This is a genomic window from Streptomyces sp. NPDC090445, from assembly GCF_044769385.1.
Lineage (GTDB): Bacteria > Actinomycetota > Actinomycetes > Streptomycetales > Streptomycetaceae > Streptomyces.
The window spans coordinates 1-20,909 of record NZ_JBIVXV010000002.1; the positions used below are offsets into that span (position 1 = coordinate 1).

A 20,909-nucleotide genomic window follows, 5' to 3' on the forward strand; every position below is an offset into this window, starting at 1 on the left:
GGGCGGCATCATCGCCTGGCGGGACGCGGGCGCCCCGCTGGTGCGCGACTGATGGCCGCCCCGCCGACCCCGCCCCCCCCCCCCCCCCCCCCCCCCCCCCCCCGGCCGCCCCCCCCCCCCCCCCCCCCCCGGACTCTTATCCGACACGCACATCGGAGGCCCTGCGGTGCACGAACTGCCGCAACAGCTGGCCAACGGCCTGTCCCTCGGTGCCCTCTATGGCCTCATCGCCATCGGGTACACCATGGTCTACGGCATCGTCCAGCTCATCAACTTCGCCCACGGCGAGATCTTCATGATCGGGGGCTTCGGCGCCCTCACCACCTACACCGCACTCCCGAGCGGAACCTCGCTCCTGGTGGCGATACCCCTCATGATCCTCGGAGGCGCCCTCGCCTCCGTCGCCGTGGCGACCGCGGCGGAACGCTTCGCCTACCGGCCACTGCGCAGCGCCCCCCGCCTGGCACCCCTCATCACCGCCATCGGCCTCTCGATCGCGCTCCAGCAGCTCGTCTGGCAGTTCTACCCGGACGCCAAGAAGGCCGTGAGCTTCCCCGAGTTCACCGGCAAGGCGTTCCAGATCACCGACAGCCTCTCCATCCAGCGCGCGGACGCCTTCGTCCTGGCCCTCGCCCCGCTCTGCATGCTCGCCCTCGGCGTCTTCGTCTCCAAGAGCCGCAGCGGCCGCGCCATGCAGGCCACCGCCCAGGACCCCGACACCGCCAAGCTCATGGGCATCAACACCGACCGCATCATCGTCATGGCCTTCGCCATCGGTGCCGCGTTCGCCGCCGTCGCCGCCGTCGCCTACGGCGTCGACAAGGGCCAGATCAACTTCGAGATGGGCTTCATCCTCGGACTCAAGGCCTTCACCGCAGCCGTCCTCGGCGGCATCGGAAACATCTACGGCGCCATGGTCGGCGGCGTCGTCCTCGGCCTCGCCGAGTCGCTCTCGATCGCCTACATCGAGGACATCCCGGGCATGCAGCAGCTCGGCGGTGGAGCCTGGGCCAACGTCTGGGCCTTCGTCCTCCTCATCGTCGTCCTCCTCGTGCGGCCCCAAGGCCTGCTCGGCCAGCGCGTCACGGATCGGGCGTGAGAACCATGACCACCAACGAAGCCACCCTCAGCCCCACCGCGGCCGAGAAGGCCGGCAACAGCACCACACTGCTGTACGCCATCACCGGCGGCTCCCTCCTCACCGTCGTCAGCGCCTTCCTCGCCTGGACGTGGACCTCCGCCTTCCCCGGCGACCTCACCTTCTACGGCAACCCGGCGCCGCTCCAGCTCCTCACGCTCATCGGCGCCCTGCTGACCGGCCTCTACGCCCTCGCCGCCCTCGGCACCAAGGGCCTCGGCTGGCTCGCCCCCAAGGGCAGCACCAAGGCCCTGCGGTTCCTCGCCCTCGGCGCCGCGGCCACCACCTGGTTCACCGCCGCCGCCATCTGCGTCGAACTCGGCGGCATCGTCAACCTCGAACCCGGTGCCTACCTCGCCCTCGTCGGCTCCCTGATCCCGGCCCTCGCCGCGTTCAAGCTCACCGACGACACCCGCAAGGCCGCCGCCACCACCGCGAAGCTGCCCTCCTGGGCCGAGATCCTGATCATCGTCGGCGTCTACGCCCTCGCCCTCTACGTGATCACCTTCGGCATCGACACCGATGACAAGGAACCGCAGCTCTTCATCGCGTACCTGATCACGGTCAGCCTCGCCGCCACCGGCCTCATCAAGTCCGGTGTCACCGACCGCTTCGCCGAGATCACCGCGAACCACCGCCAGGTCGCCCTCATCGCGACCATGGCCGCCTTCGTCGCCTTCCCCCTCATCCAGCAGAGCGGCGACACCTACACCCTCATCGCGGTCAACATCCTGATCTTCGCGACCGTCGCCCTCGGCCTCAACGTCGTCGTCGGCCTCGCCGGCCTCCTCGACCTCGGCTACGTCGCCTTCCTCGGCGTCGGCGCCTACACCGCCGCCCTGGTCTCCGGAAGCACCGCATCCGCCTTCGGCCTCCACCTCCCCTTCTGGGCCGCCGTCATCGTCGGCGCCCTCGCCTCCCTGGTCTTCGGCGTCGCCATCGGCGCCCCGACCCTCCGCCTGCGCGGCGACTACCTCGCCATCGTCACCCTCGGCTTCGGAGAAATCTTCCGCATCGCCATGGGCAACCTCGACGGCACCTCCGGCCCCCAGATCACCAACGGCCCCAACGGCATCCCCAACATCCCCCACCTCGACCTCTTCGGGTGGAACTTCGGGGAAGCCCACACCGTCCTCGGCATCACCCTCGGCGCCTACGCCAACTACTACCTCCTGATGCTGCTGGTCATGGCCCTGGTCATCGTGGTCTTCGCCCGCGCCGGCAACAGCCGCATCGGACGCGCCTGGATCGCCATCCGCGAAGACGAGACCGCCGCCGAAGCCATGGGCATCAACGGCTTCCGCGTCAAGCTCATCGCCTTCGCCCTCGGCGCCACCCTCGCCGGCCTCGCCGGCACCGTCCAGGCCCACGTCAACACCACGGTCGTCCCCGAGAACTACGTCTTCGCCGGACCCGTGCCCCCCAACTCCGCGTTCCTCCTCGCCGCCGTCATCCTCGGCGGCATGGGAACCATCCGCGGACCCATCCTCGGCTCCGCACTCCTCTTCCTGATCCCCGCGAAGCTGCAGTTCCTCCAGGACTACCAGCTCCTCGGATTCGGCATCGCCCTCATCCTGCTCATGCGCCTGCGCCCCGAAGGCCTCATCGCCGACAAGCGCGCACAGCTCGAGTTCCACGACGACACCGCCGACCAGGCTCCCACCGACCTGGCCACGGCCAAGGCGGGTGCGTGAACACCATGACGACCACCACCGACACCACCACCAAGCCCGCCGCCGCCCCGGCCGGCGAGACGGTCCTCCAGGCCAGCGGCGTCACCATGCGCTTCGGCGGCCTCACCGCCGTCAAGGGCGTCGACCTCCAGGTCAACTCCGGCGAGATCGTCGGTCTCATCGGCCCCAACGGCGCCGGCAAGACCACCTTCTTCAACTGCCTCACCGGCCTGTACGTCCCCACCGAGGGCACCGTCAGCTACAAGGGCACCGTCCTGCCGCCCAAGCCGCACCTGGTCACCAAGGCAGGCATCGCCCGCACCTTCCAGAACATCCGGCTCTTCGCCAACATGACCGTGCTGGAGAACGTCCTCGTCGGACGCCACACCCGCACCAAGGAAGGCCTCTGGTCCGCCCTCCTGCGCGGCCCCGGCTTCAAGAAGGCCGAAGCCGCCTCCGAGGCCCGCGCCATGGAACTCCTCGAGTTCATCGGCCTGGAGCACAAGGCCCAGCACCTGGCGAAGAACCTCCCCTACGGCGAGCAGCGCAAGCTCGAAATCGCCCGCGCCCTCGCCAGCGACCCCGGCCTCCTGCTCCTCGACGAGCCCACCGCCGGCATGAACCCGCAGGAAACCCGCGCCGCGGAAGAGCTCATCTTCGCCATCCGCGACAAGGGCATCGCCGTCCTCGTCATCGAGCACGACATGCGGTTCATCTTCAACCTCTGCGACCGCGTCGCCTGTCTCGTCCAGGGCGAGAAGCTCATCGAGGGCACCGCCTCCGAGGTCCAGGGCGACGAGCGCGTCATCGCCGCCTACCTCGGCGAACCCTTCGAGCCCCCGGCGACCGAAGCCGAGGCCGAGGCCGAGGCCGAGGCCCCCAAGGCTGAGGCCGAAGCCCCGGCCGCCGAGGCCGAGGCCGAGGAGACCGAAGCCCCCGCGGCCGAGGCCACCGAGGCGACGGACACCGACACGGCGGAAGCCGAGGCGACGGAAGCCGCCGACACCACGGACGCCGACACGGCCGAGGCGACGGACACGGAGACGGAGGCCGACACCCCGGACGCCCCCGCCCCGGCCCCGGCCGCCGACACCGAGGCGGCAGCCGCGGACAGCACCACCAGCAAGGACGGAGAAGCCAAGTGACCGCACTCCTCGAGGTCAACGACCTCAAGGTGGCCTACGGCAAGATCGAAGCCGTCAAGGGCATCTCCTTCACCGTCGAAGAAGGCCAGATCGTCTGCCTCGTCGGCACCAACGGCGCCGGCAAGACGACCACCCTGCGCACCCTGTCCGGACTCATCAAGCCCCGGTCCGGCAGCATCACCTTCGACGGCCAGCCCCTCGGCTCGGTCCCCGCCCACAAGATCGTCTCCCTGGGCCTCGCCCACTCCCCCGAGGGACGCCACATCTTCCCCCGGCTGACGATCGCCGAGAACCTCCAGCTCGGAGCCTTCCTCCGCAGCGACAAGGACGGCATCGAGAAGGACATCCAGCGCGCCTACGAGATGTTCCCCATCCTGGGCGAACGCCGCAAGCAGGCCGCCGGCACCCTCTCGGGCGGTGAGCAGCAGATGCTCGCCATGGGACGGGCCCTCATGTCCCGCCCCAAGCTCCTCATGCTGGACGAGCCCTCCATGGGTCTCTCCCCGCTGATGATGCACAAGATCATGGCCACCATCGCCGAGCTCAAGTCCACGGGCACCACCATCCTGCTCGTCGAGCAGAACGCCCAGGCCGCCCTCTCGCTGGCCGACCAGGCCCACGTGATGGAGATCGGCAAGATCGTGCTCTCGGGCACCGGCCAGGAGCTCCTCCACGACGAGGAGGTCCGCAAGGCCTACCTCGGCGAGGACTGACCCCCGCCGCACACCGCACCATGCGTGAGGCCCGCCACCGGATCCATCCCGGTGGCGGGCCTCACGCATTGCGTGCCGTGCACGCAGACGGGGCGGACTACCCCTTGCCGGCGTTCTTCTTCTCCTCGGCGTCCTCGATGACCGCCTCCGCGACCTGCTGCATCGACATGCGCCGGTCCATCGACGTCTTCTGGATCCACCGGAACGCCGCCGGCTCCGTCAGCCCGTACTGCGTCTGCAGGATGCTCTTCGCCCGGTCCACCAGCTTCCGGGTCTCCAGCCGCAGGGAGAGGTCCGCGACCTCCTTCTCCAGCGCGCGCAGCTCCGCGAAACGGGAGACCGCCATCTCGATGGCCGGCACCACGTCGCTCTTGCTGAACGGCTTCACCAGGTACGCCATGGCCCCGGCGTCCCGGGCCCGCTCGACCAGGTCGCGCTGCGAGAACGCGGTCAGCATCAGGACCGGCGCGATGGACTCCTGGGCGATCTTCTCCGCGGCGGAGATCCCGTCCAGGACGGGCATCTTCACGTCGAGGATGACGAGGTCGGGCCGGTGCTCACGGGCCAGCTCGACGGCGCTCTGGCCGTCGCCGGCCTCGCCGACCACCGAGTAGCCCTCTTCCTCCAGCATCTCTTTGAGGTCGAGACGGATGAGCGCCTCGTCCTCGGCGATGACGACGCGCGTCGTCAGCGGCGGAACGTGCGACTGGTCGGCGTCGGGCGTGGGCGTCGACTCGTGCTCGGCGGTCACGTGTGCTCCTCCTTGCGGGCATATCAAGCTCCCCTGAGCCTACCTAGCTACGGTATGGTGGTGTCCCGTAGGGCTCCCCCGAGCCTTCGTTTCTTAGGCCCCAGTACTCCAACCGGTTAGAGAGGCCGCTCTCAAACAGCGGACAGTGTGGGTTCGAATCCCACCTGGGGCACTTTGCTTAGATTCCATGGTCACGTGAAATTTGCGTGACCATCACTCGTTCCGGGGAAAGACCCCCATTTCGAGCCATCTGCCGCATCCATCTGAGCCAATGTCGCGCACATGTACGACATCGCCACCCGTCGACGAGCCCTCGCTCTCGTGGAGCAAGGTCGCAGCCTGAACTCGGTGAGCACGGAGACAGGCATCTCCCGTTCGGCACTCCGCGCCTGGAAGATCCGTATCGAGCCGCTCTCCCGCATGGCGCGGACCGCCGAGTGCTCCGGACCCGCCGATCAGGCGGCCTACGTCTATCTGCTCGGTCTCTATCTCGGGGACGGCTGCATCAGCCCGCACCCGCGCGGCGGCCATCACCTGCGTATCGCCTGCGCGGACGCCTGGCCGGGCCTGATCGAACTATGCCGGGCAGCGATGGCCGCCGTCCGCCCGGACAACCGGGTCTACATCCTGAAGCGACCCGGCTGTGTGATGGTGACCAGCTTCGGACACCACTGGACGTGCCTGTTCCCCCAGCACGCTCCGGGCAAGAAGCACGACCGCCGCATTCACCTGCGGCCTTGGCAGCAGGCTCTGGTCGACGCCCACCCCTGGGCCTTCGTCCGCGGACTGATCCACTCCGACGGCTGCCGGATCACCAACTGGACCGTCCGCAACGGCAAGCGGTACGAGTACCCGCGCTACTTCTTCACCAACAAGTCGGCGGACATCACCGCCCTCCTGACGACCACCCTGGACCGCCTGGGTGTGAGCTGGACCCGCGCCAACCGGCACAACATCTCCGTCGCCCGCAAAGAGTCCGTGGCGCTCACGGACCTCCACGTCGGGCCGAAGCACTGACCGGCCACGCTTTCCGGATTCCGTCCCTCGGCCGACCATGCGAGCGCCCGTCCGGCACCTCCGGTGTGCTACGGCGGCAAGCACAAGGCGCTGGGCTACTGGGGTCGCGCCGAACTGTGGGACGTCGACACCGGTGTGATGGTCGGTTCCATCGCCACCAACCAGTGGCGGTGGCAGCAGGCGGGCGTGGGCGGGTTGTACGGGCAGCACTACTACCTGCGCGGCACCGGTGGCGACTTCTACGGCGAGGTCTGGAACTAGCGGGCCCCATGCGGGAGGGCGCGACCCCGGCGGCACCATGGCTCGCCGGGGTCGTGCCCGTTCAGGTGTGCTCGATGTCGAATCGCCGCAGGTACCCATCCGGGTGGGGGCGGGGGCGGGCCCGCTGGCTACGGGCGGGCGTAGGAGCCGATGCCGACGAGGCAGTAGACGTATTCGTTGATGGGGACGCCGTTGCGGGTGTAGCGGTGGGAGAAGGCGTACTGGGTTTTGGGGTTGGCGTCGCAGCGGTTCATGTCGGAGGTGAAGGAGAAGCGCTGGATGACGCGGTAGTGGGCGTCGGAGGCGGAGCAGGGGACTTCGTCGACGTCGTTGACGCGGGTGGCGGTGGTGGAGTCGGGGAGGGTGCCGTTGAGGCAGGTGCCTTCGCCGTAGGGGCTGGGGTCGGGGGCTGCGCTGGTGGGGGCGCCGGCGCCGGGGAGGTTGAGGGTGGGGAGCGCGGGCGGTGACCAGGAGGGTGCCGTGGGGGTGGGGGTGGGGCGGCTGCCGGTCGCGGTGGTGTTCGGGTCGTCGTCGTTGTTGGTGAGGGCGATGATGCCGCCGATCAGGCCTGCTGCGATGAGGACGCCGAGGAGGCAGCCGAGGGGGTTGGGCTTCTTCGGGGCGGGGGCGCCGGCTATGCGCACGCGGAGGAGGACTTCGGTGGCGCCGAGTTGGGCGCGGACGAGTTGGCCGTCGCGGGCGGGTGGGACGCGGAGGTCGGCGGTGGTGCCGTTTTGGAGGGGGAGGGTGATGACGACGCCGGCGGCGGCTTGTTGGGGGGTGAGGGTGATGGGGATTTCCTGCTGTGACACCGGCTCCTCCAAGGGTGGGGGGACGTCGGGGATTGTGCCGGGTGCGGGGGTGGTGACGCAGGGATTCCGGTGGAGTGTGGTCGGTTCGGTATGGGCGGGGTGGTGCGGGCAGGGCGGAGTGGTGCGGGTACGGGAACGCCGCCGCCTTCGTGGGGCGGGGGCGTGCAGGGTGCGTGGGTCAGCGGACGGCGTCGCCGATGTGGTGGACGCGGACGAGGTTGGTGGAGCCGCTGACGCCGGGGGGTGAGCCGGCGGTGATGACGACGGTGTCGCCGGGTACGCAGCGGCCGATGCGGAGGAGTTCTTCTTCGACCTGGGCGACCATGGCGTCGGTGGAGTCGACGTGGGGGCCGAGGAAGGTTTCGGTGCCCCAGGTGAGGTTGAGCTGGGAGCGGGTGGCGGGGTCGGGGGTGAAGGCGAGGAGGGGGATGGGTGAGCGGTAGCGGGAGAGTCGGCGGACGGTGTCGCCGCTCTGGGTGAAGGCGACGAGGAACTTGGCGCCGAGGAAGTCGCCGATTTCGGCGGCTGCGCGGGCGACGGCTCCGGCTTGGGTGCGGGGTTTGTTGGTTTCGGTGAGCGGGGGGAGGCCGTTGGTGAGGATGTCCTGTTCGGCGGCTTCGACGATGCGGGACATGGTGGTGACGGTTTCGACGGGGTATTTGCCGACGCTGGTCTCGCCGGAGAGCATGACGGCATCGGTGCCGTCGATGACGGCGTTGGCGACGTCGGAGGCCTCGGCGCGGGTGGGCCGGGAGTTGTCGATCATCGAGTCGAGCATCTGGGTGGCGACGATGACCGGTTTGGCGTTGCGCTTGGCGAGTGTGATGGCGCGCTTTTGGACGATGGGGACGTGTTCGAGGGGCATTTCGACGCCGAGGTCGCCGCGGGCGACCATGATGCCGTCGAAGGCGGCGACGATGTCGTCGATGTTGTCGACGGCTTGGGGTTTTTCGATTTTGGCGATGACGGGGAGGCGTCGGCCTTCCTCGTCCATGATGCGGTGGACGTCTTCGATGTCGCGGCCGGTGCGGACGAAGGAGAGGGCGATGACGTCGGCGCCGGTGCGCAGGGCCCAGCGGAGGTCTTCGGTGTCCTTGTCGGAGAGGGCGGGGACGGAGACGGCGACTCCGGGGAGGTTGAGTCCCTTGTGGTCGGAGACCATGCCGCCTTCGATGACGTGGGTGTGGATGCGGGGGCCGTCGACGGCGGTGACTTCGAGGGTGACGCGGCCGTCGTCGACGAGGATGCGTTCGCCGGGGGTGACGTCGTCGGCGAGGCCGCTGTAGGTGGTGCTGCAGGTGTGGCGGTTGCCGGGGGTGTGTGCGGTGGTGATGGTGAAGGTGTCGCCGCGTTCAAGGAATACGGGTCCTTCGGCGAAGCGGCCGAGTCGGATCTTCGGGCCTTGAAGGTCGGCGAGGATGCCGACGCTGCGGCCGGTTTCGTCGGAGGCCTTGCGTACGCGGTGGTAGCGCTCCTCGTGTTCGGCGTAGGTGCCGTGGCTGAGGTTGAGGCGGGCGATGTCCATTCCGGCTTCGACCAGGGTTTTGATGCGGTCGTAGGAGTCGGTGGCTGGGCCCAGGGTGCAGACGATTTTTGCTCGGCGCATGAGGGGAGCGTATGCCCTACCGGGGGGTAGGTAGTGGGGTCTTGGTGTCTGCTCAACAACCTTTGGCTGAAGGGTTGTTGACAAGTGTTGAATGTGCGTGGGGGTGCTCCGATGAGCACCCCCACGGGCGGTTTCAGAGCCGGGGCGGGGTCATGGTGAAGCGGGCGTTGACCTGGGCGCGGACGGTCTGGCGCTGGGGTTCGAGGTCGAGGGGCGGGGCGGCGGTTTCCTCGGTGCCGGCGAAGGCCATGGAGCGGACGGCGCCGGCGGGGGCGGCGGTGTAGGCGAGGGTGTTCTCGGCGCCTTCGTCGGCGAGTTCGACGAGGGCGGTGAGGTCGGCGCCGAGGGCGGAGGCGTATTCGCGGGCGCGTTGGACGGCTTCGAGGACGGCTTGGCGGCGGGCTTCGCCGTGGGCGGGTGAGGTGGGTCGGAGGGACCACCAGGGGCCGTCGACGTGGGTGAGTTCGAGGTCGGCGAGGCGGGTGGTGAGTTCGCCGAGGGCGGTGAAGTCGCTGAGTTCGGCGGTGATGTGGACGCGGCCGTGGTAGGCGCGGACGCGTTCGCCGCGGCCGTGGCGGGTGAGTTCGGGGGTGATGGAGAAGGCGCCGGTTTCGGTTTTCTCGACGGCTTCGCCGTAGGTCTTGACGAGTTCGAGGACGGCGTTGTTGCGGCGGGTGAGGTCTTCGAGGGCGGTGCGTCGGTCGGTGCCGCGGGCGCTGACGGTGATGCCGATGCGGGCGATTTCGGGGTCGACTTCGAGGAGGGCTTCGCCGCGGACGGCGACGCGGGGGGTGTCGGGGGTGCCGTAGGGCGGGTGGGGGACGGGCTGCGGGGCCGGCTGGGGTGCCTCGTGGGTGGTGGTCATGGCTTCACTGTGGCACTGCTGTCGGCCGGTGGTCATCGGATCGAGATGTGGAGGGGGGTGGTTCGGTTGTTACCGATGAGTCAGAATCTACGCGCGTTGTCAGCTCCTTCAAGACAGCGCCTGAACAGGGGAGATGGCATGGCGTTCGACCGCAGGACGTTTTTGGGGACCTCGGCTGCGACGGGTGCGGCCGTCGCGCTGGCGGGGGCTGCGGCCGGCCCGGCCGCCGCGGCGAGCACGGCCGCCGCGGCGGAGTCGGGTTCGCGGCCGCCGCGGACGTATGCGTTCACGGTGATGGGGACGACCGATCTGCACGGAAACGTCTTCAACTGGGACTACTTCACGGACAAGGAGTTCGACGACAAGGCGCACAACGACGTGGGCCTGGCGAAGATCTCGACGCTGGTGAACCGGGTGCGGGCGGAGAAGGGGCGCTGCAACACGCTGCTCATCGACGCGGGTGACACCATCCAGGGCACGCAGCTGTCGTACTACTACGCGAAGGTGGACCCGATCACGGCGCGCCGTGGTCCGGTGCATCCGATGGCGCAGGCCATGAACGCGATCGGGTACGACGCGGCGGCGCTGGGCAACCACGAGTTCAACTACGGCATTCCGGTGCTGCGGAAGTTCCAGGAGCAGTGTGATTTCCCGCTGCTGGGGGCGAACGCGCTGGATGCGAAGTCGCTGCGGCCGGCGTTCCCGCCGTACAGCATGCACCGGCTGCGGACTCCGCACGGGCGGGACGTGAAGGTGGCGGTGCTGGGTCTGACGAATCCGGGCATCGCGATCTGGGACAAGGCCAATGTGCAGGGGAAGATGACGTTCCCGGGGCTGGAGGAGCAGGCGGCGAAGTACGTGCCGAAGCTGCGGTCGATGGGTGCGGACGTGGTGATCGTGTCGGCGCACTCGGGGTCGAGCGGTACGTCGTCGTACGGTGACCAGCTGCCGTACATCGAGAATGCCGCGGGTCTGGTGGCGGAGCAGGTGCCGGGGATCGACGCGATCCTGGTGGGGCACGCGCACACGGAGATCCCGGAGTACCGGGTGAAGAACAAGGCGACCGGCAAGGACGTGGTGCTGTCGGAGCCGCTGAAGTGGGGGCAGCGGCTGACGCTGTTCGACTTCGAGCTGACGTGGGCGAAGGGCTCGTGGTCGGTGGCGAAGGTGTCGGCGCGGGTGCTGAACTCGAACACGGTCGAGGAGGACCCGGAGATCGTCGGGCTGCTGTCGGACGAGCACCGCAAGGTGGTGGAGTACGTCAACCAGGTGATCGGTTCGTCGACGCAGGCGATGTCGTCGGCGGAGGGTCCGGTGAAGGACGTGCCGATCATCGACCTGATCAACCACGTGCAGGCGGAGACGGTGAAGGGAGCCCTCTCCGGTACGGAGTGGGCGTCGCTTCCGGTGCTGTCGCAGGCGTCGTGCTTCTCGCGGACGGCGGTGATCCCGGCGGGGAAGGTGACGCTGCGGGACGCGGCGGGGCTGTACCCGTTCGAGAACACGCTGGAGGCGCGGGTGCTGACGGGCGCGCAGCTGAAGGACTACCTGGAGTACTCGGCGCGGTACTTCGTGCAGACGGCTGCGGATGCGGTGGTGGATCCGGCGAAGCTGACGAACGCGGAGGGCATTCCGGACTACAACTACGACACGGTGTACGGGCTGGCGTACGGCATCGACATCGCGCAGCCGAAGGGTTCGCGGATCACGGGGCTGTCGTTCCAGGGGAAGCCGGTGGATCCGCAGGCGCGGTTCGTGCTGGCGGTGAACAACTACCGGGCGTCGGGTGGCGGTGCGTTCCCGCACGTGCCGCAGGCGAAGCAGGTGTGGGCGAACTCCGACGAGATCCGTAACACGATCATTTCGTGGGTGAAGGCGAAGGGGACGATCGACCCGTCGCAGTTCGCGTCGGTGGACTGGCGCCTGACCCGGGGCGGCGTGCCGGTGTTCTGATCCCTGCGGGGTGTCAGGGGCAATCGACGAGCGGGAGCAGTTCGACCGGGGGGTGGGGTCGGGTCTGCTCCCGCTGTTCGAGGCCGAAGGTGGTGAAGGTGGTGCGGGCGGGTTCGGGGTAGGGGTTTTTGCCCGTGAGGGTGTTGAGGATGGTGGCGCTGCGTCGGGTGGTGAGGCCGAGGTCGTGGGTGCCGATGCCGTGGGTGTGGCGTTCGGCGTTCTGGACGAAGATGCTGCCGGTGACGGTGGGGGCGAGGACCATGCGGTGGTGTTCGTCGATGCGGGGGCGTCCGGAGGAGTCCTTGCGCAGGTAGGGGTCGAGTCCTGCGAGGAGGCGGGTGAGGGGGCGTTCCCGGTAGCCGGTGGCGAGGATGACGGCGTCGGTGGTGAGGCGGGAGCGGGTGCCCTGTTGGGGGTGTTCGAGGTGGAGTTCGACCTTGGTGGTGGCGACGCGGCCGGCGGTGCGGACGGTGACTCCGGGGGTGAGGACGGTGTCGGGCCGGCCTCCGTGGAGGGTGCGGGTGTAGAGCTCGTGGTGGATGGCGGCGAGGGTGGCGGGATCGATGCCTTTGTGGAGCTGCGATTGGGTGGGGATGAGCTGGTCGCGGACGGGTTCGGGGAGGGAGTGGAAGTAGCGGGTGTAGTCGGGGGTGAAGTGTTCGAGGCCGAGGGTGGAGTGTTCCCTGGGGGTGAAGGCGGGGGTGCGGGTGAGCCAGGTGAGGCGTTCGCGGCCGGTGGGGCGGGCGCGGAGGAGGTCGAGGAAGACTTCGGCTCCGGACTGGCCTGATCCGATGACGGTGATGTGGTCGGCGCCGAGGATGCGGGTGCGGTGGCCGAGGTAGTCGGCGGCGTGGATGACGGGGACGGCGGGGGCGTCGACGAGGGGCCGCAGGGGGTCGGGGACGTGGGGGGCGGTGCCGATGCCGAGGGCGAGGTGCCGGGTGTGGGTGCGGCCGAGGGCTTCGGTTTCGCCGTCGGCGTCGAGGCGGGTGTGGTCGACTTCGAAGAGGTCGCGTTCGGGGTTCCAGCGGACGGCGTCGACCCGGTGGCCGAAGTGGAGTGCGGGGAGGCGGCCGGCGACCCAGCGGCAGTAGGCGTCGTATTCGGCGGTGCGGATGCGGAGCTGCTGGGCGAGGTAGAAGGGGTGGAGCCGCTCGGTGTGCCTGAGGTAGTTGAGGAAGGTCCAGGGGCTGGTGGGGTCGGCGAGGGTGACGAGGTCGGCGAGGAAGGGGCCCTGGAGGGTGGTGCCGTCGAGGAGGAGCCCGGGGTGCCAGCGGAAGTCGCGGCGTTCGTCGTAGAAGGCGGTGGCGAGCTCGCCGGCTCCTTGGGCGGGGAGGCCGTGGGCGAGGGCGGCGAGGGAGAGGTTGCCGGGGCCGATGCCGATTCCGACGAGGTCGAGGGGTGCATCGAGGGGTGCGGTCATCGGTGGTGTCCTCGGGAACGGTCGGGTGGGAGGGGGCCGGCCCTGTGGTGCGGGGCGCCTGGCGCAGGTGCGGCTGCCGCGGTGGCGGCCCGGGCACCCGCCGGGTACAACGACCAGACCCGAATGGGGTAACCGTCGCGAGGACGGGACGCGGACGCGGACAGGGGCACGGACGCGGACAGGGGCACGGGGGCGGGAAGCGGACGGGGCGGGGACGCGGACGGCGCGGGGGCGGGCGGAAAGCGGGCGGCCGCCGCCCGGTGGGTCCGGGCGGCGGCCGCGTGGCGGGGTGCCGGTGGCGGGGGTGCGGGTCAGGGCCGGCGGATGCGGAGGGCGCGGGCGAGGTCGTCGAGCTGGTCGGTGAGGCCGCGGTGGAGGCGGGGGACGAGGTCGGGGTCGGTGAGGGCGGCCTGGCCTGCCGTGAGGTTGTCGGTGTCGACGGCGTGGGCGGGGAAGGCGTACTGGGCGGCGGCCGCGGCGATGGCGGGGCCGCGGCGGGTGGCCAGGGCGATGGCGTCGGGGTAGTAGCGGGGTACGTACGCGTGGACGAGGTCGGCCTGTTCGGGCTGCCAGAAGCCGCGGGCGGTGGCGGTGAAGAGGTAGTTGGACAGGCTGTCGTCGTGGAAGAGGCGGTTCCAGGCGGCGGCCTTGGCTTCGGCGGTGGGCAGGGAGGCCCGGCAGCGGGCGGCGCCCTCCTCGCCGGTGGCGCTGGGGTCGGCGGCGAGGGCGGCGTCGACGGCGGCTTCGCCGACGGCGCCGAGGACGCTGAGCCGGGCGAGGATCCGCCAGCGCAGTTCGGGGTCGAGGGTGGGGCCGCCGGGGACGGTGTCGTCGTCGAGCCAGGCGGTGAGGGTGTCGGGCTGGGTGGCGCTGTCGATGAGGGCGCGTACGGCGGCGAGGCGCATGCCGGGGTCGGTGCCGTCCTCGGTGCGGCGCAGCAGGGCGCGGGTGATGGTGGTGATCGCGGCGAGGGCTGCGGGGCGGTGGTCGGGGGTGAGGTAGTGGTCGGCGATCTTGTCGCGGGCGAAGGTGAGGACGCCCTGGACGATGGCCAGGTCGGCTTCGTGGGGCAGGTGGGTCTCGGCGGTGGCGAGGTAGGCGGCGGGGTCGAGTTCGCCGTCGCGGACCATGTCGCGCAGGGAGTTCCAGACGACGGCGCGGGTGAGCGGGTCGGGGAGGGCGGAGAGGCTGCGCCGGGCGGTGTCGAGGGAGACCTGGTCGAGGCGGATCTTGGTGTAGCTGAGGTCGCCGTCGTTGAGGAGGAGGAGTGCGGGGCGGGGGCCGTCGGCGGAGAGGACCTCGTCGGAGGGGACGTCGAGGGTGAGGGGGTCCCTGGCTTCGAGGGTGCTGTCGGGTTCGCGGTCGTAGAGGCCGACGGCGATGTGGTGGGGGCGGGTGCCGTGGTGGTCGACGGTGAGGGTCCAGCCGCCGTGGCCCTCTTCGATGCGGGGGGTGAGGGTGTCGATGCCGGTGGTGCGCAGCCAGGTGTCGGCCCAGGCGTGGACGTCGCGGTCGGTGTGGGCGGCGAGGGAGTCGACGAAGTCGGCGAGTGAGGCGTTGGCGAACTTGTGGCGGGCGAAGTGGGTGTTGATGCCGGCCAGGAAGTCTTTTTCGCCGGTCCAGGCGACGAGTTGGCGCAGGGCGGAGGCGCCCTTGGCGTAGGAGATGCCGTCGAAGTTGAGGAGGGCGGAGTCGGTGTCGGGGACGGCCGCGGCGTCGGGGGCGACGGGGTGGGTGGAGGGCCGCTGGTCGGCGTCGTAGCCCCAGGGCTTGCGTTCCATGCCGAATTCGGTCCAGGTGCCGGTGAAGCGGGTGGCTTCGGTGAGGGTCTGGTAGCCCATGTACTCGGCGAAGGACTCGTTGAGCCAGATGTCGTCCCACCAGCGGAGGGTGACGAGGTCGCCGAACCACATGTGGGCCATCTCGTGGGCGATGACCATGGCACGGCGCTGGCGTTCGGAGTCGGTGACGGCGGAGCGGAAGACGTACTGGTCGCGGAAGGTGACCAGGCCGGGGTTCTCCATGGCGCCGGCGTTGAACTCGGGGACGAAGGCCTGGTCGTAGGAGTCGAAGGGGTAGGGCTCGGTGAACTTCTCGTGGTAGCGGTCGTAGCAGGCGGTGGTGACGGCGAGGATTTCCTCGGCGTCGGCGTCGAGGTGGGGGGCGAGGGAGCGGCGGCAGTGGATGCCGAAGGGCAGGCCGGCGTGTTCGGTGCGGATGCTGTGCCAGGGGCCTGCGGCGACGGCGGCGAGGTAGGTGGAGATGACGGGGGTGGGGGCGGAGGTCCAGGTGCCGGCGCCGTCGGTGTCGCGGTCGCCGGTGCGGGTGGTGGTGCCGTTGGCGAGGACGGTCCAGTGGGCGGGGGCGGTGACGGTGAACTCGAAGACGGCCTTGAGGTCGGGCTGGTCGAAGGCCGGGAAGACGCGCTGGACGTCGTCGAGGAACAGCTGGGTGTAGACGTAGGTCTCGCCGTCCGCGGGGTCGGTGAAGCGGTGCAGGCCCTCGCCGGTGCGGGAGTAGCGCATGCGGGTGTCGAGGCGCAGCTCGTGGGGGCCTTCGGCCAGGCCGGTGAGCGGGAGGCGGTTGCCGCTGAGGGTGGCCGGGTCGAGGGGGTGGCCGTCGAGTTCGGCTGAGCGCAGTTCGTCCGGCTTGAGCTCCACGAAGGTGTCGCCGGTGGTGCGGGCGGTGAAGCGGATGGCGGTGGTGGAGTCGAAGGTGTCCTCGCCGCCGGTGAGGTCGAGGGTGACGGCGTAGTGGTGGACGTCGAGGAGCCGGGCTCGGGCTTGCGCTTCGTTGCGCGTCAGTGCGGACATGGGCCCATGCTGCCCGAAGGGCGGGCCCTGGCCCTCTAGTCTTCGCGCGCAGCGATCGTCTCGTGGTGCCGGATGACCTCGGCGATGATGAAGTTCAGGAGCTTCTCGGCGAAGGCCGGGTCGAGTTTGGCGTTCTCGGCGAGCTGGCGGAGGCGGGCGATCTGGCTGGCCTCGCGCTGGGGGTCGGCGGGGGGCAGGTGGTGGCGGGCCTTGAGGTGGCCGACCTGCTGGGTGCACTTGAAGCGTTCGGCGAGCATGTGGACCACGGCGGCGTCGATGTTGTCGATGCTGTCGCGCAGGCGGGCGAGTTCTGCGGTGACGTCGGCGTCGGTGGCGTCGGGGTGGCTGTTGTTCATGGTCACCGAGAATACGTGGCGGCCGGGGGCGGGGGGACCGGCCGGCCGATCGGTGAGACGGTGCAGGTGGGGGCGGGGCCGGGGTCCGGCGGGGCCGGCGTCCGGCGGGGCCTGGGTCGGGCGGGCCGGGACGGGGTCGGGCGGGCCGGGGCGCGCCGGGGTCGGGCAGGCCGGGCCGGGGCGGAGTCTGGCAGGCCGGGCCGGGGCGGAGTCTGGCAGGCCGGGCCGAGGCGGGAGCGAGCGGGGGCGGGGGCTGTCAACCGGGGCGGCGGGGGCGGCGTCTTTGGGGTGGGGGGCGGATGCCCCGCCGTGGGGTGTCCGCGTGGACGTGCGCGCCGGGGCCGGGGGTGGTGGCGATCACGATGCATGGGCTGTCGCGGCAGTGTCCGGGGTGCCCGGCCCGGGGGCGCCCGTGTGCGGGGCGTCCGCCGGGCCGGGGCCGGTCGGAGGTGTCAGAGGTTCGCGGCGGCGGACTTGATCGCGGAGGCGAAGGTCGAGACCTCCGTGTAGACGCCGGGGTAGTTGGGCCGGGCGCAGCCCTGGCCCCAGCTGACGATGCCGACCTGGATCCACTGGTTGGCGTCGTCGCGGCGGAACATGGGGCCGCCGGAGTCGCCCTGGCAGGTGTCGATGCCGCCCTGGGCGTAGCCGGCGCAGATTTCCTCGGCGGGGACGAGGGAGCTGCCGTAGGAGCTCTTGCAGGAGGCGTCGGAGACGAAGGGGACGGCGGCCTTGAGCAGGTAGCGCTGCTGGCCGCCGCCTTCGCGGGCGGCGCCCCAGCCGGCGACGGTGAAGGTGCCGGTGTCGTACTGCTTGGTCTCGGCGATCTTGAGGGTGGGCAGGTTGATGGGCTTGGCGAGCTTGATCAGCGCCCAGTCCTTGCCCTGGCCGTTGTAGCCGGGGGCCTGGAGGACCTTGGTGGACTTGACCTTGATGGCGCTGCTGCTGTTGAGGTCGACGACTCCGGCGGTGGCGGTGATGGAGGTGTTGTTGCCGGAGCCGTTCACACAGTGGGCGGCGGTCAGGACGATCTGCTGGGTGTAGAGGGCTCCGCCGCAGCCCATGGAGAGGCGGACCATGAAGGGGAACTCGCCCTGCGCGGCGCGGGTGCCGCCGACGACGGGGGCCGGGGACGCCGTGGCGGTGCCGGGCTGGAGGCTGGCGGCGGCGAGGGCGACGGCGCCGACTGCGAGGGTGCGCTTGAGGAAGGTGCCGAGGGTGGAGGACACGGTCAACACACTGCCTTTCGTGGGGGGTTGGGGTCGTGCGCGCCATCGGGTGAATGACACGTACATGTCATACCCAGGGTTGTGCGGGCATCAAGGATCCGTTTTCGGACAACGGCCGCCGGCGGGTGCGGCATGACCGCGCACCGCAGGCGGGACAGCCCCGTCGAGCACGGCTTTCCCCACCTCGCCACCGTCCGCGCGGCGATCACCGCCCTGCTGCGGCGGCTGCCGGATGACGGGATCCGGCCGTACGCCGTGAGCCTCTCCCCCGCCGACGCCGCCTTCACCGACGCCGACGACCTCCACCTCGGGGCCCACCGCGTGGCGTCCGCGGTCGTCGCCGCGCTGGGGCTGCCCGACGCCCGGATGGTGGTCGCGTTCCGGCCGATGCGGGAGGCCGCCACCGTCGAACCGGCCGCCGGACCCGAGTACTTCATCGAGGTCAACGACCGCTTCCGCACCCACCGCCGCGACCTGGCCGCGGCCCTGTCGCACGAGGTCACCCACGTCCTGCTGCACCGGCTCGGCCTGCGCTTCCCCGCCACCGCGGACGACGAGATCCTCACCGACACCGCGGCCGCCCTGCTGGGCGTGGGCTGGCTGCTCCTCGACGCCTACCGGGAGGACGCGCTCGGCCACCAGAAGCTGGGCTACCTCACGCCGGAGGAGTTCGGGTTCGTCCTCGCCAAGCGGGCGGTGCTGGTGGGCGAGGACCACTCCGCGTGGTTCACCAGCCCGCAGGCGTACGAGGCGTACGTACGCGGGCGCGCGCTCGCCGACCGGGACCTGCGCCGGGCTCCCCTGGCGGCGGCGGACGGAGCGGAGCGCCGCCGGTACGCGCGCGAGCGCCGCGCCTGGACGGCGACGGGCGGAACGGGCCCGGGCGGTGCGGGCGGTCCGACCCCGGGCGGGTACCGCTTCGAGCGGCACGGCGGCGGGCTGCGGGTGACCTTCGGCTGCCCGGTGTGCGGGCAGCGGCTCCGGCTGCCGGTGGCGGGGCGGATGCAGGCCCGGTGCGGCCTGTGCCGGACGGTCCTGGACTGCGACACCTGAGCGGGCGCTCGGCCCCGCCCGGCCGGGCGGGGCCGGTCCGTACGGGCGGGCTGCCCGGGTCCGGGCGGACGGAACGCGCGCGTCCGTCGGATGCACCGCACAACTTGTCGGCCCGGACGCGGTTCGGCCAGGGGGTGCAGTGGGTAGTGATACGTCATCGCACGATTGCCGGACCGGTCCCGACCCCTCGCCAGGGGGCCGGGGCCGATTCGTGTCCGGGCCCGGCGGCCCCGCGGCCCCGGAGCCCTGCCGTCACGGTGCCGCTTCCGCCCCGTGGACCGGGTACGGCGGCCGGGCCGAGGCCAGCAGGCCCGTCGCGGCCTCGCCGGCCTCGGCCGGGGTCCAGCGGGCGCCGCGGTCGGCGGTGGGGCCGGGGCGCCAGCCCTCCATCACCGTGATCCGGCCGCCCTCCGCCTCGAAGACGCGGCCCGTGACCCCCGCCGAGGCGTCGCTGCCGAGCCACACCACCAGCGGGGAGACGTTCTCCGGGGCCATCGCGTCGAACTTCCCCTCCCCCGGCGCGGCCATCGTCCGCGCGAAGACCTCCTCCGTCATCCGGGTCCGCGCCGCCGGGGCGATGGCGTTGACCTGCACCCCGTACCGGCCCAGCTCCGCCGCCGCGACCAGCGTCAGCCCGAGGACGCCCGCCTTGGCCGCGCTGTAGCAGCCCTGCCCGACCGAGCCGGCCAGGCCCGCCCCCGACGAGGTGTTCACCACCCGCGCCGCGACCGGGCGGCCCGCCTTCGCCTCCGCGCGCCAGTACGCCGCCGCGTGCTGCAGCGGCAGGAAGTGCCCCTTGAGGTGCACCCGCACGACCGCGTCCCAGTCGTCCTCCGCCAGGTTGACGAGCATCCGGTCGCGCAGGAAGCCCGCGTTGTTGACCAGGGTGTCCAGCCGGCCGAACGCGTCCAGCGCGCAGTCGACCAGCGAGGCCGCGCCCTGCGCGGTGGCGATGTCCCCGCCGTGCGCCACCGCCTCCCCGCCGCGCGCCCGGATCTCGGCGACGACCTGCGCCGCCGCGCCGCCGGGGACACCGGAGCCGCCGGACGCACCGGAACCGCCGGAGGCATCGGCGCCGCCCCCGGCGCCCGGTTCTCCCTCCCGGCCCACGTCCAGGTCGTTGACGACGACCTTCGCGCCCTCCGCCGCGAACGCCAGCGCATGGGCCCGGCCCAGCCCCCGCCCCGCGCCCGTCACCGCGACGACCCGTCCCCGCGCCATGACTCCCGCCGCGCCTGCTGCCGCGCCTCGCGCCGCCGTGCCGGCTGCCGTGCCATCCGCCATGTCAGTCCTCCTTGTTGACCGTTGCCGCGTCCAGGAATGCGGGGCGTTCGCCGCCCCCGTGCACCAGCAGGCTCGCCCCGCTCACGTACCCCGCCCGGCCCGAGGCCAGGAACACCGCCGCCGCTCCGACGTCCGCCGGCTCGGCCAGCCGGCCCAGCGGGACCGTCGCCGCCACCGCGGCGACCCCGGCGGCGTCCCCGTAGTGCAGGTGCGCCAGCTCGGTCCGCACCATGCCGAGGACGAGCGTGTTCACCCGTACCTCGGGCGCCCATTCGACCGCCATGGAGCGCGCCAGGTGCTCCAGGCCCGCCTTGGCGGCCCCGTACGCGGCGGTCCCCGGCGAGGGCCGGGAGCCGCTGACGCTGCCGACCATCAGCACCGAGCCGCGCGCGGCGCGCAGCAGCGGGCGGGCGGCGAGCGAGGCGGTCAGGGGGGCGAGCAGGTTGAGCTGCAGTACCCGGGCGTGGCGTTCGGCGCCGCCGTCGGCCAGGGGCCGGTACGGGGTGCCGCCGGCGTTGTTGACGAGGCAGTCGAGGCGTCCGCGGGTGCGGGCGAGGGTGTCGAAGAAGTCCTGTACGGCGGCGGGTTCGCGCAGGTCGAGCGGGGCGTGGGCGGCGGTGCGGCCCGCCGCGGTGACCGGCCGGTCGGGTGGTCGGCGGGCGCAGACGACGACGTCCGCTCCGGCTTCGAGGAACGACCGGGCGATGCCGGCGCCGACACCGCGGGTGCCGCCGGTGATGACGGCGACCCTCCCGTCGAGCTCCATGGGCTGCTACCTTCCTCACCTGGCACCTAACAAACGTTTGGTGGAAAGGTA

Annotated in this window: 18 protein-coding genes and 1 tRNA gene; 9 read left to right on the plus strand and 10 right to left on the minus strand. The window is 71.2% G+C overall.

From position 1 onward, the window contains the following. Positions 1-166 precede the first annotated feature (166 nt). From ACIQUT_RS04690 to ACIQUT_RS04705, 4 genes are read left to right on the plus strand one after another with little or no spacing between them, the layout of a single operon-like run. Entirely contained in the window at positions 167-1,099 is a 933-nt protein-coding gene (locus ACIQUT_RS04690) for a branched-chain amino acid ABC transporter permease (protein WP_403559368.1), read from the plus strand. 5 nt (positions 1,100-1,104) lie between these two features. Continuing rightward, the gene (locus tag ACIQUT_RS04695; RefSeq protein ID WP_403559371.1) at positions 1,105-2,832 is read left to right on the plus strand and encodes a branched-chain amino acid ABC transporter permease; all 1,728 of its coding nucleotides are present in this window, start codon (positions 1,105-1,107) and stop codon (positions 2,830-2,832) included. A gap of 5 nt (positions 2,833-2,837) precedes the next feature. Next, positions 2,838-3,956 (plus strand): ABC transporter ATP-binding protein, encoded by a 1,119-nt coding sequence (locus tag ACIQUT_RS04700; protein ID WP_403560570.1) that lies wholly within the window; start codon positions 2,838-2,840, stop codon positions 3,954-3,956. Then, positions 3,953-4,669 carry an ABC transporter ATP-binding protein gene (locus tag ACIQUT_RS04705; protein WP_403559373.1) on the plus strand — a complete coding sequence of 239 codons (717 nt, stop codon included), beginning with the start codon at positions 3,953-3,955 and terminating at the stop codon, positions 4,667-4,669. Before ACIQUT_RS04700 ends, ACIQUT_RS04705 begins: the two co-directional genes overlap by 4 nt. Before the next feature lie 97 nt (positions 4,670-4,766). Here the strand turns inward: ACIQUT_RS04705 and ACIQUT_RS04710 are convergent, their stop codons facing one another. Further along, positions 4,767-5,420, minus strand: a complete 654-nt coding sequence (locus ACIQUT_RS04710) for an ANTAR domain-containing response regulator (protein WP_403559376.1) — start codon at positions 5,418-5,420, stop codon at positions 4,767-4,769. 97 nt (positions 5,421-5,517) lie between these two features. Between ACIQUT_RS04710 and ACIQUT_RS04715 the strand changes: the two genes are divergently transcribed. The 3 genes from ACIQUT_RS04715 (at position 5,518) to ACIQUT_RS04725 (ending at position 6,698) form a co-directional block, all read left to right on the plus strand. Then, positions 5,518-5,592: transfer RNA gene (locus ACIQUT_RS04715), tRNA-Leu, on the plus strand. A 110-nt stretch (positions 5,593-5,702) separates the two neighbouring features. Next, positions 5,703-6,437 carry a transcriptional regulator gene (locus tag ACIQUT_RS04720; protein WP_403559379.1) on the plus strand — a complete coding sequence of 245 codons (735 nt, stop codon included), beginning with the start codon at positions 5,703-5,705 and terminating at the stop codon, positions 6,435-6,437. Between the two features lie 63 nt (positions 6,438-6,500). Continuing rightward, on the plus strand, positions 6,501-6,698 hold the full coding sequence (locus tag ACIQUT_RS04725; RefSeq protein ID WP_403559382.1) for a hypothetical protein: 198 nt from the start codon (positions 6,501-6,503) through the stop codon (positions 6,696-6,698). Positions 6,699-6,826: 128 nt separating this feature from the next. Here the strand turns inward: ACIQUT_RS04725 and ACIQUT_RS04730 are convergent, their stop codons facing one another. The 3 genes from ACIQUT_RS04730 to ACIQUT_RS04740 all read right to left on the minus strand — a co-directional run bounded on the left by ACIQUT_RS04730 (position 6,827) and on the right by ACIQUT_RS04740 (position 9,981). Next, entirely contained in the window at positions 6,827-7,510 is a 684-nt protein-coding gene (locus tag ACIQUT_RS04730; RefSeq protein ID WP_403559385.1) for a hypothetical protein, read from the minus strand. A gap of 178 nt (positions 7,511-7,688) precedes the next feature. Further along, positions 7,689-9,116, minus strand: a complete 1,428-nt coding sequence (gene pyk, locus ACIQUT_RS04735; protein WP_403559388.1) for a pyruvate kinase — start codon at positions 9,114-9,116, stop codon at positions 7,689-7,691. A gap of 133 nt (positions 9,117-9,249) precedes the next feature. After that, the gene (locus ACIQUT_RS04740; RefSeq protein WP_403559391.1) at positions 9,250-9,981 is read right to left on the minus strand and encodes an SIMPL domain-containing protein; all 732 of its coding nucleotides are present in this window, start codon (positions 9,979-9,981) and stop codon (positions 9,250-9,252) included. Between the two features lie 138 nt (positions 9,982-10,119). Between ACIQUT_RS04740 and ACIQUT_RS04745 the strand changes: the two genes are divergently transcribed. Beyond that, positions 10,120-11,934 carry a bifunctional metallophosphatase/5'-nucleotidase gene (locus tag ACIQUT_RS04745; protein ID WP_403560571.1) on the plus strand — a complete coding sequence of 605 codons (1,815 nt, stop codon included), beginning with the start codon at positions 10,120-10,122 and terminating at the stop codon, positions 11,932-11,934. Between the two features lie 13 nt (positions 11,935-11,947). Here the strand turns inward: ACIQUT_RS04745 and ACIQUT_RS04750 are convergent, their stop codons facing one another. The 4 genes from ACIQUT_RS04750 to ACIQUT_RS04765 form a co-directional block, all read right to left on the minus strand. After that, positions 11,948-13,357 (minus strand): lysine N(6)-hydroxylase/L-ornithine N(5)-oxygenase family protein, encoded by a 1,410-nt coding sequence (locus tag ACIQUT_RS04750; RefSeq protein WP_403559394.1) that lies wholly within the window; start codon positions 13,355-13,357, stop codon positions 11,948-11,950. Positions 13,358-13,668: 311 nt separating this feature from the next. Continuing rightward, positions 13,669-16,170, minus strand: a complete 2,502-nt coding sequence (pepN, locus tag ACIQUT_RS04755) for an aminopeptidase N (RefSeq protein WP_403559397.1) — start codon at positions 16,168-16,170, stop codon at positions 13,669-13,671. 35 nt (positions 16,171-16,205) lie between these two features. Beyond that, a complete protein-coding gene (locus ACIQUT_RS04760; RefSeq protein WP_403559400.1) occupies positions 16,206-16,526 on the minus strand; it encodes a chorismate mutase in 321 nt (106 codons plus the stop codon). A gap of 452 nt (positions 16,527-16,978) precedes the next feature. Beyond that, positions 16,979-17,764 (minus strand): S1 family peptidase, encoded by a 786-nt coding sequence (locus ACIQUT_RS04765; protein WP_403559403.1) that lies wholly within the window; start codon positions 17,762-17,764, stop codon positions 16,979-16,981. Positions 17,765-17,887: 123 nt separating this feature from the next. On the opposite strand from ACIQUT_RS04765, the gene ACIQUT_RS04770 reads away from it, so the two are divergent. After that, positions 17,888-18,808: a hypothetical protein gene (locus ACIQUT_RS04770; RefSeq protein WP_403559406.1), complete on the plus strand. Its 921-nt coding sequence runs from the start codon at positions 17,888-17,890 to the stop codon at positions 18,806-18,808. Positions 18,809-19,060: 252 nt separating this feature from the next. On the opposite strand, the gene ACIQUT_RS04775 is transcribed toward ACIQUT_RS04770, so the two are convergent. Together ACIQUT_RS04775 and ACIQUT_RS04780 are read right to left on the minus strand one after the other, a co-directional pair. Further along, positions 19,061-20,029, minus strand: a complete 969-nt coding sequence (locus ACIQUT_RS04775; RefSeq protein WP_403560572.1) for an SDR family oxidoreductase — start codon at positions 20,027-20,029, stop codon at positions 19,061-19,063. A gap of 64 nt (positions 20,030-20,093) precedes the next feature. Then, the gene (locus tag ACIQUT_RS04780) at positions 20,094-20,858 is read right to left on the minus strand and encodes an SDR family oxidoreductase (protein WP_403559409.1); all 765 of its coding nucleotides are present in this window, start codon (positions 20,856-20,858) and stop codon (positions 20,094-20,096) included. Positions 20,859-20,909 lie beyond the last annotated feature (51 nt).

Coding starts and splice junctions, on each gene's coding strand:
- ACIQUT_RS04695 (WP_403559371.1), top strand. CDS start 1,105: ATGACCACCAACGAAGCCACCCTCAGCCCCACCGCGGCCGAGAAGGCC.
- ACIQUT_RS04700 (WP_403560570.1), top strand. CDS start 2,838: ATGACGACCACCACCGACACCACCACCAAGCCCGCCGCCGCCCCGGCC.
- ACIQUT_RS04720 (WP_403559379.1), top strand. CDS start 5,703: ATGTACGACATCGCCACCCGTCGACGAGCCCTCGCTCTCGTGGAGCAA.
- pyk (WP_403559388.1), bottom strand. CDS start 9,116: ATGCGCCGAGCAAAAATCGTCTGCACCCTGGGCCCAGCCACCGACTCC.
- ACIQUT_RS04740 (WP_403559391.1), bottom strand. CDS start 9,981: ATGACCACCACCCACGAGGCACCCCAGCCGGCCCCGCAGCCCGTCCCC.
- ACIQUT_RS04745 (WP_403560571.1), top strand. CDS start 10,120: ATGGCGTTCGACCGCAGGACGTTTTTGGGGACCTCGGCTGCGACGGGT.
- ACIQUT_RS04750 (WP_403559394.1), bottom strand. CDS start 13,357: ATGACCGCACCCCTCGATGCACCCCTCGACCTCGTCGGAATCGGCATC.
- pepN (WP_403559397.1), bottom strand. CDS start 16,170: ATGTCCGCACTGACGCGCAACGAAGCGCAAGCCCGAGCCCGGCTCCTC.
- ACIQUT_RS04760 (WP_403559400.1), bottom strand. CDS start 16,526: ATGAACAACAGCCACCCCGACGCCACCGACGCCGACGTCACCGCAGAA.
- ACIQUT_RS04770 (WP_403559406.1), top strand. CDS start 17,888: ATGACCGCGCACCGCAGGCGGGACAGCCCCGTCGAGCACGGCTTTCCC.
- ACIQUT_RS04775 (WP_403560572.1), bottom strand. CDS start 20,029: ATGGCGCGGGGACGGGTCGTCGCGGTGACGGGCGCGGGGCGGGGGCTG.
- ACIQUT_RS04780 (WP_403559409.1), bottom strand. CDS start 20,858: ATGGAGCTCGACGGGAGGGTCGCCGTCATCACCGGCGGCACCCGCGGT.